The sequence below is a fragment of the Streptomyces sp. NPDC047130 genome (assembly GCF_040643475.1).
Classification (GTDB): domain Bacteria; phylum Actinomycetota; class Actinomycetes; order Streptomycetales; family Streptomycetaceae; genus Streptomyces.
This window is the reverse complement of sequence record NZ_JBEYUK010000008.1, coordinates 82458-101591: the sequence shown is the minus strand read 5'-3', so window position 1 is coordinate 101591 and position 19134 is coordinate 82458. Positions and strand designations below refer to the sequence as shown.

Genomic DNA, 19134 nt, shown 5'->3' with positions numbered 1-19134 from the left:
GCCCGCCGCTCCGGCCCGCGCCGACCGCTCGACGCCGTCACCGCCCACCGCCTGACGCCGTCCCCGGCCCCCGCCGGCCACGCCGCCCCCGGTTCCGACCACCGGGGCCGGCACCGCCGTCCCCGCTGCACCTCCGTCCCGCTGCACCCCTCCCCGTGCGGACCCGCCGCACCGCCGGGGCGTGCCCGACCCTGCCCGGGGCCGGCGCGCCCGCGCGGTGAGCCGCGCCCACCGAGCTTCTGAAGGACTGCCCCCATGACGGACCCGCAGGACAAGCCCGCTCCGGCGTCCCCCCTCCCGCAGGCCGGCCGTACCGTCCCCCCGGCTCCGCGGGACACCGCCCCGGACCAGCCGCTCGGCACCGCCCCGCTGCCGGAGGACGCCGCGGACGTGCCGCCGGGCGCCCCGCAGGTGCCGCCGCGCGCGCCGTACCCGCCGCTCGGCGAGCTGTTCACCGCGTGGGCGGCCCGCACCCCCGAGGCGCCCGCGCTGACCGACGGACGCCGCACCTGGTGCTACCGGGACCTCGCCGAGCGGGCCGCACTCCTCGCCGAGGACCTCCGGCGGCGCGGCGCGGGGCCCGAGGCAGTGGTGGCCGTGGTCCTGCCCCGCTCACCGGAACTGATCGCCGCGGAGCTGGCCACCGCCCTCGCGGGCGCCGCCTTCCTGCCCGTGGACCCCGACTACCCGGCCGAGCGGCGGGCCCTGATGCTCACCGACGTCCGCCCCGCCGTCGTCCTCGACGACCTCGCGGCCATCCGCCGGATGATGGACGCGCCGGCCGGGGCCGCCACCCCGGCCCCGCCCGCCCCCACGCGGGTGGGACCGGACCACGCCGCCTACGTCATCCACACCTCCGGATCCACCGGCCGCCCCAAGGGCGTGACGGTCACCCACCGGGGGATCGGCGGCTTCGCCGCGGCCGCCGCCGACCGGTACGCCGTGGGGCCGGGCGACCGGGTCCTGCAGTTCTCCTCGCCCAGCTTCGACGCCTCCGTGCTGGAGCTGTTCATCTCGGTGCTCTCCGGGGCGACGCTGGTCGTCCCCCCGGGCGGCCCCTGGCTCGGCGACGAACTCGCCGCCGTCCTCGACGAGTTCCGCATCAGCCACACGCTGATCCCGCCCGCCGCGCTCGCCACCCTGCCCGACCCCGGACCGGACGGCCTGCCGCACCTGCGGACGCTGATCGTCGGCGCGGAGGCCTGCCCGGCCGCCCTGGTCGACCGCTGGGCACCCGGCCGGCGGATGATCAACTCCTACGGCCCCACCGAGGCGACCATCGTCTCGACCTGGACCGGCCCGCTCGCCGCCGGCTCCGGCGCCCCGCCCATCGGCGCCCCCCTGCCCGGCGTCCGCGCGCACGTGCTGGACGCGGCGATGCGCGAGGTGGCGCCCGGCGCGGACGGCGAACTGTACGTCGGCGGGGACGGGGTGGCCCGCGGCTACCTGGGCCGCCCCGGGGCGACCGCCGCCCGCTTCGTCGCCGACCCGTTCGGCCCGCCGGGCTCCCGCCTCTACCGCACCGGCGACCGCGCCCGGCGGCGTGCCGACGGCGACCTGGAGTTCCTCGGCCGCGCCGACCGGCAGGTCAAGATCCGGGGCTTCCGCATCGAACCCGGCGAGGTCGAGGCGGCGCTGCTGCGGCACACCGCCGTGCGCGAGGCCGTGGTGGTGGCCCGCGAGGACGAGCCCGGCCGGCGACGGCTGGTCGGGTACGTCACCCCCGCGGACGCCCAACAGCCGCCGCTGCCCGACGCGTTGCGCGCGTCCCTCGGCGCCTCGCTCCCCGCCCACCTGGTGCCCTCCGCCCTCGTCGTCCTCGACGCCCTGCCGCTCACCCCGCAGAACAAGGTCGACCACCGGGCCCTGCCCGCCCCCGCCCCCACCGCCGCCTCGGGCCACGTGCCGCCCCGCACGCCCGCCGAGCGCGCGCTGGCCGCCGTCTGGGCCGAGGTGCTCACCCTGGACACCGTCGGCGTCGAGGACGACTTCTTCGACCTGGGCGGCGACTCGGTCCTCGCCGCGCGCACCCTCTCCCGCGTCCGCGAGGAGCTCGGCGTGAAGCTCTCGGTGCGGGACGTGTTCACCGCCCGCACCGTCGCCCGGCTCGCCCCGCTCCTCGACGCCCCGTCGGCCACCGCGCCGGCCGAGCCCATCGCACGGGCCCCGCGCGACCGGCCGCTGCCGGTGTCCAGCGCCCAGCGCCGCCTGTGGTTCCTGCACGAACTCGACGCCGACGGCGCCGAGTACAACACCGGTGTCGCCCTGCGGCTGCGCGGCCCGCTGGACACGGGCGCGCTCCACCGCGCCCTGCGGCACCTCACGGCACGCCACGACTCCCTGCGGACCACCTTCACCACCGTCGACGGCCACGCCGCGCAGCGCATCGCGCCCGAGGCCGAACTGCCCGTGCGCACCGCGGACATCGGCACCCTGCCCGCCGAGCGCCACGAGGCGGAGACCGAGCGCCTGCTCACCGAGGAACTGCGCCGGCCCTTCGACCTGACGGCGGGCCCGCTGACCCGTGTGCTGCTGGTGCGCCGCCACGACACCGACCACGTGCTGCTGCTCGCCCAGCACCACATCGTCACCGACGGCTGGTCCGTCGGCGTGCTGGTCCACGAACTGACCGCGCTCTACCGGGCGCAGGCGGGCGGCGGGCCCGACGGGCTCCCCGAACCCGGGCTCCAGTACCCGGACTACGCCGTGTGGGAGCACGAACGGGAGGCGGCCGAGGCCCGCTCCGGCGACCTCGCCCACGACCTGGCCCACTGGAGGCGCACGCTGGCCGGGGTCCAGAACCTGGACCTGCCCACGGACCGGCCGCGCCCGGCCGTCCGCACCACCGAGGGCGCCGCGCACCGCCACCGCCTCCCCGCCGACCTGGTCGACCGTGTGCGGCGCTCGGCCGGACACCGGGGAGCCACCCTGTTCACGATGCTCGCCGGGGCGGCCGCCGTGCTGTTCTCGCGGTACTCCGGGCAGCGCGACGTCGCGTTCGGGACCGTCACCGACGGGCGCGGGCGGCGGGACGTGGAGGAGACCACCGGCTTCTTCGCCAACACCGTCGTGCTGCGCACCGAGGTGGACGACACGCTCACCGTCAACCGGTTCCTGGAGTCCGTGCGGTCGACGGTGCTGGACGCCTTCGCGCACGCCGGGGCGCCCTTCGACCGGGTGGTCGAGGAACTCGCCCCGCCCCGCGACCCCGGCCGGACGCCCCTCGTCCAGGTCCTCGTCGTCCAGCAGACCCCGCTCGCGTTCCCGCCGCGGGTGGCCGGCCTGCGCGTCGAGGAGCACCCGCTGCCCCGGCCCGCGGCCCGCTTCGACCTGGTGCTGGAGTTCACCCCGACCGCCGACGGCGGCTGCGAGCTGACCGTCGAGTACAACACCGGCCTCTTCGACGCGGGCACCGCCGCCCGGTTCGGCCGCCACCTGCACCGCCTCCTCGAAGGCATGGCCGACGCGCCCCACCGGACGCTCGCCCAACTGCCCCTGCTCACCGAGGACGAGCACGCCGCCCTGCTGCGGGACGGCACCGGACCCGACGCCGGTGCCGGGGAGGAGGGGGAGGACGACGGCGCGACGCTGCCCGCGCTCTTCGCGGCGCAGGCGGCCCGCACCCCGGACCGCACCGCCGTCGTCTGCGGCGACACCCGCCTGGACTACGCGGAGACCGACCGCCGCGCCGGCCGCCTCGCCCAGCGGCTCACCGCCCTCGGCGCCGGACCGGAGCGCCTGGTGGCCCTGTGCCTGCCCCGCACCGCGGACCTCGTCCCCGCGCTGTGGGCGGTCCTGCGGTCCGGCGCCGCCTACCTGCCGGTCGACCCCGGCTACCCGGCCGAACGCGTCCGCCTCATGCTCGCCGACGCCGCCCCGGCGCTCGTCCTGGCGAGCCGCGACACCGTGGACGCGCTGCCGCCGGGCTGCGAGCCGCTGATCCTCGAGGACTGCCTGGCCGGCGACACGGACACCGCACCGCACGGCGCTCCCGACGCCGCAGCCCTCGCCGACGGCGCCGACGCTCTCGACGCCGCAGCCCTCGCCGACGCTGCCGGAACCGGTGGCCCCGACCGGCCGCTGGACCCCGAGAGCCCCGCCTACGTCATCTACACCTCCGGCTCCACCGGCCGGCCCAAGGGCGTCGTCGTCACCCACCGCGGCGTCGCCCGCCTGGCCACCTGGGCCGCACGGCGGTTCGCCGGCCGGCTGGACCACGTGATCGCCTCCACCTCGCTCAACTTCGACGTCTCGGTGTTCGAGCTGCTGTGCCCGCTGGTCGCCGGCGGCACCGTCGAGATCGTCCCCGACCTGCCCGCCCTCGCCGACGCCCCCGGGCCGCGGCACGCCGGGCTGATCAGCGGCGTGCCCTCCGTGATGTCACGGATGCTCACCGGGACGGGCACCGGCACCGGAACCGCCGCCGGCCCGGCCGTCACCGCGGACACCGTGGTCCTCGCCGGGGAGGCGCTGCCCGCCCAGACCCTCCACGACCTGCGCCGCACGATGCCGGGCAGCACGATCGCCAACCTGTACGGCCCCACCGAGGCCACCGTCTACGCCACCGCCTGGTTCGCGGGCGACGAGGCGCCCGAGCACGCGCCGCCGATCGGCAGGCCGGTGGCCCGCACCCGCGCCTACGTCCTCGACCACCTGCTGCGGCCCCAGCCGCCGGGTGCCCCGGGCGAGCTGTACCTCGGCGGCGAAGGACTGGCCCGCGGCTACCTGCGCCGCCCGGGACTGACCGCCGCCCGGTTCGTCGCCGACCCGTACGGCGCCCCGGGCGACCGCATGTACCGCACCGGAGACCTGGTGCGCCGCACCGCCGACGGTGAACTGGAGTACCTGGGCCGCACCGACGACCAGGTCAAGGTGCGCGGCTTCCGCATCGAACTCGGCGAGGTCGAGGAGGCGCTGCGCGGCTGCCCCGGCGTCGCCGAGGCCGCGGCCGCCGCACCGGCCGGCGACGGCCACCGCCGCCTCGTCGGCTACGTCGTCCCCGTGCCGGGCGTCACGGTCGACTCGGAGACCGTCCGCCGGACCCTCGCCGGAACCCTGCCCGACCACATGGTGCCCTCGGCGGTCGTGGTGATCGACGCCCTGCCGCTCAACCCCAACGGCAAGCTGGACCGCGGCCGGCTGCCCGACCCGGGCCCCGCCGGCCGCGCCGCGGCCCACGTGGCGCCCCGCACGCCCACCGAGCGGACCCTCGCCGCCATCTGGGCCGACGTGCTGCGCGTCGAACGGGTCGGCGCGGACGACAACTTCTTCTCCCTCGGCGGCGACTCCATCCTCAGCATCCAGGTCGTCGCCCAGGCACGGCAGGCGGGCCTCGCCCTCACCTCCCGGGACCTCTACCGCCACCAGACCGTCGCCGCCCTCGCCCGGTGCGCCGACGCCGCCGCCAAGGACCGCCCCGCCGAGCCGGCCGCCGGAGCGGTACCAGCCACCGGTGGCGCGCCGCTGACGCCGATCCAGCACTGGCTGTTCGACACTGCGGGCGAGCGGGCCGGCCACTTCGCCCAGACGCTGTCCCTGGAGGTCGGCGACGACGTCGACGAGGCCGCCCTGGAGGACGCCCTCAACGACCTGACGGGCCACCACGACGCCCTGCGCTCACGGTTCCTGCCGGGCGACGGCGGCCACGGCGGCCACGGCAGCGGCGACGGCGGCAGCGGCGGCGACGGCGGCGGCCACGGAGTCCGGTGGCACGTCGAGGACCACGCCCCCCGGCTCGTCCTCGCCCGCCACCGCGGGCCCGACACCGACCTGCCGCACCACGGCCCCTTCGACCTGACCCGCGGGCCGCTGCTGCGCGCCGTGCTCCACGACCGCGGCCCGGGCCGGGCGCCCGTGCTGCACCTCGCCGTGCACCACCTGGTCGTCGACGGCGTCTCCTGGCGCGTCCTCCTCGACGACCTCGACCGCGCCTACCGCGCCCGCCGGGACGGGCGGCACGGCGCCACCGCGCTGCCGCCCAGGACCTCGCCGCTGCGGCAGTGGGCCCAGCGCCTCGCCGCGTACACGGCCGGGGGAGGGTTCGCCGAGGAGGCGGCCTACTGGCGGAACGCCACCGCCGGTGCGGGCCACACCCTGCCGGCGGACCGGGAGGGCGCGAACAGCTACGCCTCCGCCCGCGCGGTCACCGTCCGGCTGACCGCCGAGGACACCGCCGCGCTGCTGCGCACCCTCCCCGAGACCTACCGCACCCGCGCCAACGACGTGCTGCTGGGCGCGCTCGGCCGCGTGCTGTGCGCCTGGAGCGGGCACGACCGGGTCCTGGTGGACGTCGAGGGCCACGGCCGCGAGGAACTCTTCGCCGACGTCGACACCAGCCGCACCGTCGGCTGGTTCACCACCCGCCACCCGGTCGCCCTCGCCGTGCCGCGGGACGCCGACTGGGACGCCGTCCTCAAGCAGGTCAAGGAGCAGCTGCGGGCGGTGCCCCGGCACGGCATCGGCCACGACGCGCTGCGCCACCTCGCCGGCCCCGGCGCCCTGCCCGACGCCCCCGCCGCCCAGGTCAGCTTCAACTACCTCGGCCGGTTCACCCCGCCGGGCGGCCCGGACGGCCTGTACCGCGCCGTGTTCCGCCCGCTGGACCTGGACGCCGACCCCCGCGCACGGCGCCCCCACCCCCTGGAGGTCGTCGGCCGGCTCGACGAGGACGCGCTGGAGTTCACCTTCTTCCACTCCACCGAACTGCACGACGAGCGCACCGTCACCGCCCTGGCCCGGCAGTACGCCGACGCGCTCTCCGCGCTGGCCCGGCACGCCGGGCGCCCCGGCGCCGCCGGCCGCACCCCCTCGGACTTCCCGCTCGCCCGCCTCGACCAGGCGGCCGTCGACCGGATCACCGGCGACGACCCGGCCGGCGTCGAGGACGTCCACCCGCTCACCCCCACCCAGGCCGGGATGCTCTTCCACGGCATCTCCCAGGAGGACAGCGGGGTCTACTTCCACCAGCTCACCTTCGTCCTCGACGGCGTCCCGGGCCCGGAGGCGCTGGCCCGGGCCTGGCAGCAGGTGACCGACCGCACCCCGGTGCTGCGCTCCCACGCCGTCTGGCAGGACGTGCCCGAACCGCTGCTGGTGGTGCGGCGCGAGGCCGCCGTGCCCGTCACGCACCTGGACTGGAGCGGCCTCGGGGAGGACGCCCGCGAGGAGCGGCTGACGGAACTGCTGGACGCCGAACGCGAGCGCGGCATCGACCTCGGCCGGGCCCCGCTGCAGCGGCTGACGCTGGTGCGGCTCGCCGAGGGCAGCGTCCGGGTGGTGTGGTCGTTCCACCACCTCGTGCTCGACGGCTGGAGCCTCTTCCACGTCCTGTCCGACGTGTTCGCCGCCCTCTCCTCCCCGGCCGGCGCGGCCGTGCCCGAGCGCCGGCCGTTCCGGGACTACGTGGCCTGGCTGCGGGACCGCGACCGGGACGAGGCCGAACGGCACTGGCGGGAGCGGCTGGCCGGCCTCGCCGAGCCCACCCCCCTGCCCTACGACCGCGAGCCGCGCGAGAGCCACCGCGCCGAGTCCCGCGAGGCGCACCACGCCGTCCTGCCCGCCGGAACCACCCGGGCCCTGCGGGAACGGGCCAGGAACGCCGGCATCACCCTCGGCACCCTGGTGCAGGGCGCCTGGGCGATCCTGCTCGGCCGCCACGCCGGCCGCGACGAGGTCGTCTTCGGCACCACCGTCTCCGGCCGCCCGCCCGAGCTCGACGGGGCCGAGGCCATGACCGGCCTGTTCATCGCGACCCTGCCCACCCGCACCACCGTGCCCCGCACCGGAACGCTCGGCGACTGGCTGCGCCGCCTCCAGCACGCGCAGGGCGAGGACCGCCGCCACGACGGCGTGCCGCTCACCCGCATGCAGGCGTTCACCGGACTGCCCGAACGAACCGCCCTGTTCGACAGCATCGTCGTCTTCGAGAACTACCCGGTGGAGGACCGCCTGGCCGCCGCCCACGGCCTGACGATGAGCGGACTGCGCGGCGTCGAGACCACCAACTACCCGCTGAGCCTGGTCGTCGAGCCCGGCACCGAACTCTCCCTGACGCTGGGCTACGACCCCGAGCTCTTCGACGCCGCCACCGCCGGACGGCTCGCCGGGTACCTCACCGTCCTCCTCGAGGGCATGGCCGACGGCCTCGACGACGCCCCGGGCCGCCTCCCGCTGCTCACCCCCGCCGGCCGCGACCGGGCGCTCCGCGACGGTCGCGGCCCCGCCGCCGCACCCGTCACCACCACGGCCGCCCTCTTCGCGGCGCAGGCGCGGCGCACGCCGGACGCGGTCGCCGTGGAGGCCGGCGCGGGACCCGACGCCGTGACCCTCACCTACCGCGAACTCGACGCGCGGGCTCAGGAGCTGGCGGCACGTCTGGCCGCGCTCGGCGTGGCGGCGGAACGCCCCGTCGGCGTGCTGATGGAACGCTCCGTGCCGCTGGTCCTCGTCCAGCTCGCCCTGGCGCGCACCGGAGGCGTGTACGTGCCGCTGGACGGGCGGGCGCCGCGGGAGCGGCTGCGGCGGATGCTCGCCGAAGCCGGCGCGGACCTGCTGCTCACCGACGCGGAACACGAGGCCACGGCACGGGAGGCGCTGCCCGCGGGCAGCGTCGTCCGCGCCGACCGCCTCCCCGAGGGCCCCCGCGGCCCGCTGCCGGCGCCGCCCCACCCGGACAACGTCCAGTACCTGATGTTCACCTCCGGCTCCACCGGCGTCCCCAAGGGCGTCGCCGTGCGGCAGCGGGACGTGGCCGCGCTCGCCCAGGACAGCGCCTTCGCCGGGCACGAACGGGTCCTGGTGCACTCGCCGCACGCCTTCGACGCCTCCACCTACGAGCTGTGGGTGCCGCTGCTGCGCGGCGGCACCGCCGTGCTCGCGCCGCCCGCCGAGATCGACGCCGCCGTGGTCCGCCACGCGGTCACCGAGCGGGGGGTGCGCCACCTGTGGCTGACGGCCGGCCTGTTCCGGCTGCTCGCCCAGGAGGACCCCGGCTGCCTGCGCGGCGCCCGCGAGGTGTGGACCGGCGGCGAGGCCGTGCCCGGCGCGGTGGCGCGCCGCGTCCTCGACGCCTGCCCCGGCCTGACCGTCGTCGACGGGTACGGCCCCACCGAGACCACCACCTTCGCCACCCGCCGCCCCTTCACCGCCGGTGAACCGCTGCCCGCCGTGCTGCCCATCGGCCGCCCGCTGGACGGCACCCGGGTGTACGTCCTCGACGACGCCCTCCAGCCGCAGCCGCCGGGCGTCCCCGGCGAGCTGTACATCGCCGGCGCGGGCGTGGCGCGCGGCTACGCGGGCCGCCCCGGCGCGACCGCCGCCCGCTACCTCGCCGACCCGTTCGCCGGACCGGCCGGCGAGGCCGGCGGCCGGATGTACCGCACCGGCGACATCGTGTGCCGGACCCCCGACGGCGAACTGCGGTTCGTGGGCCGCGCCGACGGCCAGATCAAGATCCGCGGCTTCCGCATCGAGCCCGCCGAGATCGAGGCCGCGCTCACCGCGCACCCGGCGATCGCCGAGGCCCTGGTGTCGCCGTACGAGCACGCCGGCGTCAAGCGGCTCGCCGCCCACCTGGTGCCCGCCCCGGACGCCGAGGTCCCGGACGCCGCCGGGCTGCGCGACCACCTGTCGGCCGCCCTGCCCGACTACATGCTGCCCGCCGCGTTCGTCACCGTGCCGGAACTGCCGCTGACCGCGAACGGCAAGGTGGACCGCCGCCGCCTGCCCGACCCCGTCCTCCCGGCCCAGGACGACGCCTACCGGGCCCCCGCCACCGACGCCGAGCGGATCCTCGCCGACGTCTGGGCGGAGCTGCTCGGCGTCGAACGCGTCGGCGCCGACGACAACTTCTTCATGCTGGGCGGCGACTCGATCCTCGGCATCCAGGTCGTCTCCCGGGCCCGCGCCGCCGGACTGACGCTCACCCCCCGCGACCTCTTCCGCCACCCCACCGTCGCCGCCCTCGCGGCCGCCGCCCGCACCACCGGCGGCACCGCCCCCGCGATCGCCGGAACGGAGCCGGTCACGGGGGACGTCGGCCTCACCCCCGTCCAGCACTGGTTCCTCGACGGCGACCCGCGCCGCCCGGAGGTCTTCGACCAGTGCGTGACCGTCGAGACGCCCCGCGACGTCGACCCCGACGCCCTGGACCGCGCGCTGCGCGCCCTGTGGACCCACCACGACGCGCTGCGCTCCCGCTTCACCCGCGGCGCGGACGGCGCCTGGCGGCAGACCTGCGCCGCGCCCGGCGAGGAGCCGCCGCCGCTGCTCGAGGTGCACGACCTGGCCGGCCTCGACGAGGAACGGGCACGGCGGGAGCGGGCCCGCGTCACCGACGCCGCGCACCACGGGTTCCGGCTGGAGAGCGGACCGCTGCTCACCGCCCGCCTGTTCACCGGGACCCCCGCCCCCCGGCTGCTGCTCGCCGTGCACCACCTGGCCGTCGACGGCGTCTCCTGGCGCATCCTCCTGGAGGACCTGGAGACCGCGTACGGGCAGGCCGTGGCCGGGCGTCCGGTCCGGCTGCCGGAGCGCACCACCTCCGTCGCGGAATGGGCCCGCCGGCTGCGCGAGCACACCGCGCGCGGCGGGTTCGCCGCCCGGCGAGACCACTGGGAGACGGTCGCCCGGCACTGCGCCACGCCCCTGCCGGTGGACGCCGACGGCGGCAACACGGTCGCCGACACCGGCACCGTCACCGTGCGGCTGGACCGCCGGAACACCGACGCCCTGCTGCGCCAGGTGCCGGGCGTCTACCGCACCCGCGTCGACGACGTCCTGCTCACCGCACTCGGCCGGGTGCTCGCCGACTGGACCGGACGCGACGGCGTGGCCGTCACCCTGGAGGGCCACGGACGCGAGGACGCGCTCTTCGACGACGTCGACCTCTCCCGCACGGTCGGCTGGTTCACCACCCTGTACCCGGTGGTCCTGAGCGTGCCGCAGGGCGACTGGGGCGCCGCCCTGAAGTCCGTCAAGGAGCACCTGCGCGCCGTCCCGGACCGCGGCCTCGGCCACGGGGCGCTGACCCGCCTCACCCGCGACCTGCCGGCCACGCCCGTGCCCGGCATCAGCTTCAACTACCTGGGCCGCTTCGACTGGAGCGCCCGCGACGGCGCCCTGGTGCGGTCCGTGCCCGGCGGCCTGGACGGCGCCGACGCCCCCGAGGCCGAACGGCCCCACCTGCTCGACGTCGTCGCCCGGGTGGAGGACGGCGAGCTGGAGATCGGCTGGCACCACAGCCGCGGCCGGCACCACCGGGAGACCGTGGAGCGCCTGGCCCGCGGCATGGTGCGGGCCCTGGAGGAGATCGTCGGCCACTGCGCCCGCCCGGACGCCGGCGGACGCACCCCGTCGGACTTCCCGCTGGCCCGCCTCGACCAGGAGACCGTCGACCGGGTCGTGGGGGACGGCCGCGCGGTCGCCGACGTCCTCCCGCTCACCCCGATGCAGGCCGGCATGCTCTTCCACGGCCTGCTGGACCCGGCCGGCCGCACCTACCTGAACCAGGTCCAGTTCACCCTCACCGGGGTCACCGACCCGCGGGCCCTCGCCGACGCCTGGCAGGCCACCGCGGACGCCAACCCGGTGCTGCGCACCCGGCTGGTGTGGCAGGAGACCGCCGAACCCCTCCAGGTGGTGCAGCACCACGCCGCCGTGCCGGTCGTCCACCACGACTGGACGGGCCGGAGCGAGGACCGGTGCTCGGCGGATCTGGACCGGCTGCTCGCCGAGGACCGGCAGGCCGGCGTCGACCTCGCCGCCGCGCCCCTGATGCGGCTGACGCTCATCCGGCTCGGCCCCGACCGGGTGCGGGTCGTGTGGACGTTCCACCACGTGCTGCTCGACGGCTGGAGCGCCGCCCAGGTCTTCGACGAGGTCGCCGAACGGTACGCGGCCTCGGCCGCCGGGCGCCGCCCCGGCCTGCCCGAACGCGCGCCCTTCGCCGGCTACCTGGGTTGGCTCGCCCGCCAGGACGGCGCCGCGGCCGAACGCCACTGGCGCGAGACGCTGGCCGGGTTCACCGCCCCGACCGCACTGCCCTGCGACCGCCGCCCCGCCGAGGCGCACCGCGCCTCCTCCTCCGAGACCGTCCACGTCACCCTCGACGCGCGGGTCTCGGCGCGGCTCCGCGAGGTCGCCCAGCGGGCCGGACTCACCCTCAACACCGTGCTCCAGGGCGCCTGGGCGCTGCTGCTGTCCCGCTACGGCGGCGGCGACGACGTGGTGTTCGGCACCACCGTCTCCGGCCGCCCCGCCGACCTGCCCGGCGTGACCGGCATGGTCGGCCTGTTCATCAACACCCTGCCCACCCGCGTCCGCGTCGACGGAGGCCGAAGGCTGCTGGAGTGGCTCGGCGAACTGCAGGCCGCCCAGTCGGAGTCCCGGCGGCACGAGTTCGTCTCCCTCGCCCAGCTGCGGAGCTGGAGCGACGTCCCCGGCGGCACCCCCCTGTTCGACAGCATCGTCGTCTTCGAGAACTACCCGTTCGACGGCGACGCCCTGTCCCGCCTGGGGCTCGCGCTCACCCAGGAACGCGACATCGAGCCCACCGAGTACCCCCTCGGCGTGGTCGTCGCCCCCGGCGACACCCTGTCCGTCTCCCTCGACCACGACCCGGCCGTCTTCGACCGGGCCACCGTCGAGGGCTTGGGCGCGAGCCTGCGCACCCTGCTGACCGGGATGGCCGCCGACCCCGACCGCCGCCTGGACGACCTGCCGCTGCTGGCCCCGGGGGAGGACCGCGCCCTGCTCGAGCGGTACGCCGGGGCGACGGCCGGTGCGACGGCCGGGGCGGACGCGCCGGGCCGCACCCTGCCCGAGGCGTTCGCCGGGCAGGCGGCCCGCACCCCCGACGCCCCCGCCGTCCTCGCCGGGGACGAGGAGCTGACCTACCGTGAGCTCGACGAACGCTCCAACCGGCTCGCCCGACTGCTGATCGAGGCGGGCGCCGGACCGGAACGCTTCGTCGCGCTCGCCCTGCCGCGCACCGCCGAGCTGATCGTGGCGCTCCTCGCGGTCCTCAAGAGCGGCGCCGGCTACCTCCCCGTCGACCCCGGGCACCCGGCCGAACGCGTCGCCCTCCTCCTCGACGACGTGCGGCCCGCCGTCGTCGTGACCGGCACCGCCACCGCGGGACGCCTGCCCGACGGGCCGTACCCGCGGCTGACCCTTGACGACCCGGAGACCGCCGCCCGCCTGGCCGGCGCGTCGCCCGCACCGGTCGGCGACGACGAGCGGCGCGCTCCCCTGCTGCCGCAGCACCCGGCGTACGTCATCCACACCTCCGGCTCCACGGGCCGCCCCAAGGGCGTCGTGGTCGCCCACTCCTCCCTGCCGGCGCTGACCGACTGGGCCGCCTCCGAGTTCACCGGGCGCGGGCTCTCCCACGTGGTGGCGTCCACCTCGCTCAACTTCGACGTGTCGGTGTTCGAGATCTTCGCACCGCTGGTGACGGGCGGCCGGGTGGAACTCGTCCGCGACCTGCTCGCGCTCGCCGAACGCCCCGGACCGTGGCGGGCCGGCCTGATCAGCGCCGTGCCCTCCGCGCTCGGCCGGCTGCTCGCCGAGGACGCCGTCCACGTCGGCGCGGACACCGTCGTCCTGGCCGGCGAGGCGCTGCCCGCCCGCACCGTGCGGCAGGTCCGCGCGGCGGTGCCCGGCTGCCGGGTGCTCAACGTCTACGGCCCCACCGAGGCCACCGTCTACGCCACCGCCTTCACCTGCGACCCCGCCGACCCCGACCGCGAACCCCCCATCGGCCGCCCCGTCGGCGGCACCCGCGCCTACGTCCTGGACGCCCGGCTGCGCCCGGTGCCGACCGGCGCCCCGGGCGAGCTGTACCTCGCCGGGACCGGCGTCGCCCGCGGCTACCTCCGGCGTCCGGGGCTGACCGCCTCCCGCTTCCTCGCCGATCCCTACGGCCCGCCCGGCGCCCGCATGTACCGCACCGGCGACCTGGTGCGCCGCGCCGCCGACGGCGAACTGGTCCACCTCGGCCGGACGGACGACCAGGTCAAGGTGCGCGGCTTCCGCATCGAACTCGGCGAGGTGGAGGCCGCGCTGGCCGGCCACCCCGACGTGGCCGCCGCGGCCGCCCGGGTCGTCGACCACGAAGGACACCGGCGGCTGGTCGGCTACGCCGTCCCGCACCGCTCCACCGGCTCCCTGGACCCGGCCGCGGTACGCGACCACCTCGCCGGCACGCTCCCCGCCCACCTGGTGCCCTCGCTCGTCGTCCCCCTGGAACGGCTGCCGCTCGGAGCCACCGGCAAGCTGGACCGGCGGGCCCTGCCCGAGCCGGTGTGGTCCGCCCCGGACGCCGCCGGATCCTCCCGCCCGCCGCGGCCCGGCGCCGAGCAGACCCTCGCCGCGATCTGGTCCGAGGTCCTCGGCGTGCCCGAGGTCGGCGCCGAGGACAACTACTTCGCCCTCGGCGGCGACTCCATCCTCGGCATCCAGGTCGTCTCCGCCGCCCGCCGCGCCGGCCTGCGCCTGACGCCGCGGCACCTGTTCACCCACCCCACCGTCGCCGACCTGGCCGCGGCGGCCGAGCAGGCACCCGCCGCCGAGGCCGTCGCCGAACAGGGCCCGGTCGTGGGCCCGGCACCGCTCACACCCGTCCAGCACTGGCTGCTCGACGGTCTCGGCGGCGACCCCGCCGACTTCACCCAGTCGGTCTCGTACCACGTCGACCCGGCCACCGACCCGGAGCTGCTGCGGGCGGCGCTCGCCGCGGTCCTGGACCACCACGACGCGCTCCGCATGCGCTACGAACCGGACGCCGCCCCCGGACAGCGCCAGCACGGCACGGAGCCCGGCGCCGCACCGCACCTGGAGGTGCACGACGCGCCGCCCGAGGAGGTCGCCCCGGCCCTCGCCGCCGGCTTCGACCTGCGCACCGGCCCGCTGCTGCGCGCCGCGCTGTGCCGCCCCGGCGACGGGAGGCGGCCGGTGCTGCTCCTCGCCGCCCACCACCTGGTGGTCGACGCGGTGTCCTGGCGGATCCTCCTGGAGGACCTGGACGCCGCCTACCGGGCGCTGCGCGCCGGGGGCACGCCCGACCCGGGGCCGAAGACCACCTCGTTCCGCGCCTGGGCGACCCGCCTCGCCGCGCACACCGCGGCCGGCGGCTTCGACGCCGAACTCCCTTACTGGCGCGGCGTCGAGGCGACCGACCTGCCGAGGGACCGGGACGGCGGGAACACGGTCGCCGACGAGGAGTCCCTGACCGCCGCCCTGGACGAGGAGGACACCCGCCGCCTGCTCCAGGAGGTTCCCGAGGCGTACCGCACCCGCGTCAACGACGTGCTGCTGTGCGCCCTGGGCCGGGTCCTCGCCCGCTGGACGGGCCGCGACCGGGTGACCGTCGCCCTGGAGGGCCACGGCCGCGAGGACCTCTTCGACGGGGTCGACCTCTCCCGCACCGTCGGCTGGTTCACCGCCCTGTACCCCGTCGCCCTGGACGTGCCGCGCTCCGCGGACACCGGCGGCGCGCTGAAGTCCGTCAAGGAGAACCTGCGGGCCGTCCCGCACGGCGGGATCGGCCACGGGGCCCTGCGCCACCTGCGCGGGACGGACGGGGGGACGGACCTGCCGCCGCTGCCGCAGATCTCCTTCAACTACCTGGGCCGGCAGGACTGGCACGCCACCCCGGGCGGCCTGCTGCACTCCCCGTACGACGGCCTGGCCGGCGGCATGGACCCGCGGGCGCCGCGCCCGCACCTCGTCGACGTCCTCGGCCGGGTCACCGACAAGCGGCTGGAGTTCACCTGGTCGTACTCGCGCGAGGTGCACCACCGCGACACCGTGGCCCGGCTCGCCGCCGAGACCGTGGAGGAACTGCGCGCCCTGGTGCGGCACTGCGCCACCCCGGGCGCCGGCGGCCGCACCCCGTCCGACTTCCCGCTGGCCCGCCTCGACCAGGCCACCGTGGACCGGCTGGCCGGCACCGGACGCGACGTCACCGACATCCACCCCCTCACGCCCACCCAGGCGGGCATGGTCATGCACGCCCTGGACGAGCCGGGGGAGGGGCTGTACGTCGAGCAGATCACCTTCGTCACCGACGGCGTGCGCGACCCGGCGACACTGGCCGCCGCCTGGCAGCACGTCGTCGACCGCACGCCCGTCCTGCGCACCTCCGTCGTCCTCCAGGGCGTCCCCGAGCCGCTGCAGGTCGTGCACCGGGCCGCCCGGCTGCCCGTCACCCACGAGGACTGGTCGCACCTGACCGAGGAGGAGCGGGAGGAGCGGCTGGCCCGGCTGCTGGACGAGGACCGTGCCCGCGGCATGGCGCTGGCACCCGCGCCGCTGACGCGGATCGTCCTGATCCGGCTCGGCCCGGACGAGGTGCGCGTGGTGTGGACCTTCCACCACCTGCTCCTCGACGGCTGGAGCGTCTTCCACGTCCTCGGCGACGTCCTGACCGCCCACGCCGCGCTCGCCCGCGGGGAGGAGCCGCGCCTGCCCGAGCGGCGGCCGTTCTCCGACTACGCGGCCTGGCTCGCCGCCCGCGACACCGCCGGCGCCGACGAGCACTGGCGGCGCGTCCTGGGCGACCTCACCGCGCCCACACCGCTGCCGTACGACAGCAGGCCCGCGCCGGGCGCCCCGGCCCGCTCCGGCACCTGGCTGTCGCACCGCCTCGACGAGGAGGACAGCGCCCGGCTGCGGGAGTTCGCCCGCCGCCACCGGCTCACCCTCAACACCGTCGTGCAGGGCGCGTGGGCGCTCCTGCTGTCCCGGCTGAGCGGCACGCACGACGTGTGCTTCGGCACCACCGTCTCCGGCCGCCCCGCCGACCTGCCCGGCGCGGACACCGTCACCGGGCTGTTCATCACCACCCTGCCCGCCCGGGTCGCCGTCGACGGCCGGGCCCCGTGCGCCCGGTGGCTCGAGGAGCAGCAGCGGGCGCGCGCCGAGGACCGGCGCTTCGAGCACCTGCCGCTGACCCGGATGCTCACGGCGAGCGGACTGCCCGACGGCACCCCGCTCTTCGACAGCCTGATCGTCTTCGAGAACTACCCGGTCGGCGACGCGACCGCCGGCGCGCAGGGCGTCCGGGTGCGCGGACTGGACGCGCGCGAGGCCACCAACTACCCGCTCACCGTGGTGGTGTCGCCCGGCGACCGGCTCGCCGTCGAACTCGGCTACGACCCGCGGTACTTCGAGGAGACCACCGCCGCCGCCCTGGCCGGACGGCTGCTGCACCTGCTGCGCCGCCTCGCCGTCGCCGACGGGTCCACCCCGCTCGACGACCTCGACGTCCTGCCCCCGGAGGAACGCGCCCGGGCACTCGGCGGACCCGCGCGGCCCGCTCTCGCGCCGGTGACCCCGGCGACCCTGCCCGCCCTGGTCGAGGCGGCCGTCGACCGGTGGCCCGACGCGCCGGCCCTGAGCGCCCCCGGCCTGGAACTGACCTTCGCCGACGTCGAGGAACGGGCCGACCGGCTCGCGCACCGGCTCATCGCCCGCGGCGCGGGACCCGGCACGCTCGTCGCGCTCGTCCTGCCCCGCTCGGCGCGGATGGTCCTCGCCCAGCTCGCGGTGGCCAAGACCGGCGCGGCCTTCCTGCCCGTCGACCCCGGCTACCCCGGGGAGCGGATCGCGCTGATGCTCCGCGACGCCGCGCCCGCCCTCACCCTCCACGCCGACGAGGTCGACGCCCTGCTCACCGGTCCGGCGGGAGCCCCGTCCGGCGACGTCCCGGGCCACCGGCCCACCGACGCCGACCGGATCCGCCCCCTCGACCTCGACGACCCGGCCTACGTCATCTACACCTCCGGCTCCACCGGCACCCCCAAGGGCGTCGTGGTCACCCACCGCGGCCTCGCCGCCTTCGCCGCCGCCGAGGCCGCGCACTACCGGGTCGGCCCCGGCGACCGCGTCCTGGCGTTCGCCACCCCCAGCTTCGACGCCTCCGTGCTGGAGCTGTGCATGTCCCTGCCGCACGGGGCCCGGCTCGTCGTGCCCGAATCCGGCCCGCTGCTCGGCGCGCGCCTCGCCGAGGTGCTGCGCGAGCGGCGGATCACCCACACCCTGTTGCCGCCGGCCGCGCTCGCCACCGTGCCGCCGGACACGCCCGGCACCCTGCCCGACCTGAAGACCCTGGTGGTCGGCGCCGACGCCTGCCGGGCCGAACTGGTCGCCCGGTGGGCCCCGCACCACCGGATGGTCAACTCCTACGGCCCCACCGAGGCCACCGTCGTCGCCACCTGGTCGGACCCGCTGGAGCCCGACGGCACGGCCCCGCCCATCGGCCGCCGCCTCCCCGGCACCCTGGCCCGCGTGCTGGACGCGCGCCTGCGTCCCGTCCCCGACGGGGTGCCCGGCGAACTCTGGCTGGCCGGGGACGGCCTGGCCCGCGGCTACCTCGGCCGGCCCGGCCTGACCGCCGCCCGGTTCACCGCCGACCCGTACGGCCCGCCCGGCAGCCGCATGTACCGCACCGGCGACCTGGTCCGCCGCGACGCCCGCGGCGAACTGCACCACCTGGGCCGCACCGACCACCAGCTCAAGCTGCGCGGCCACCGCATCGAGGCCGGCGAGGTCGAGGCCGTCCTGGTGCGCCACCCGGCCGTCCTGGACGCCGTGGTGAGCGTCCGCGAGGACGAGCCGGGGCTGCCCCGGCTGGTCGCCCACGTGCTCGCCGCGCCCGGCACGCAGCCGCCCGCCGCCGCGGCCCTGCGGGCCCACACCGCCCGGACGCTGCCCGGCCCCATGGTGCCGTCGGCGTACGTGGTGATGGACCGCTTCCCGCTGACCGGGAACGGCAAGACCGACCGGGCCGCCCTGCCCGCGCCGGAACCCGGGCCCGAGCACCCGCGGGAGACCGGACACGTCGCCCCCCGCACCCCCACCGAGGAGGCGCTCGCCGTCATCTGGGAGGACACCCTGAACACCCCCGTGGGCGCCGAGGACGACTACTTCCTGCTGGGCGGCGACTCCCTGCGCGCCCTGCGGATCGTCACCCGCGCCAACGACGCCTTCGGCGTCGCCCTCACCCCCCGCGACGTGCTGGTGTCCCGCACCGTCGCCGCGCTGGCGGAACTGGTGGAGGACCAGGTGCTCAGCGAACTCGAGGCCGCCGCCCGTGGCGCCGGCGCATCCGACGAACTCCCGAACGAGCGGTGA

General features: G+C 77.4%; 1 protein-coding gene. It reads left to right on the top strand.

From position 1 onward, the window contains the following. Positions 1–255: 255 nt before the first annotated feature. Positions 256–19134 carry a non-ribosomal peptide synthase/polyketide synthase gene (locus tag ABZ836_RS13190; protein ID WP_361141819.1) on the top strand — a complete coding sequence of 6293 codons (18879 nt, stop codon included), beginning with the start codon at positions 256–258 and terminating at the stop codon, positions 19132–19134.

Excerpts from the sequence above, each read along its gene's own strand:
- ABZ836_RS13190 (WP_361141819.1), top strand. The coding sequence starts at position 256 with ATGACGGACCCGCAGGACAAGCCCGCTCCGGCGTCCCCCCTCCCGCAG.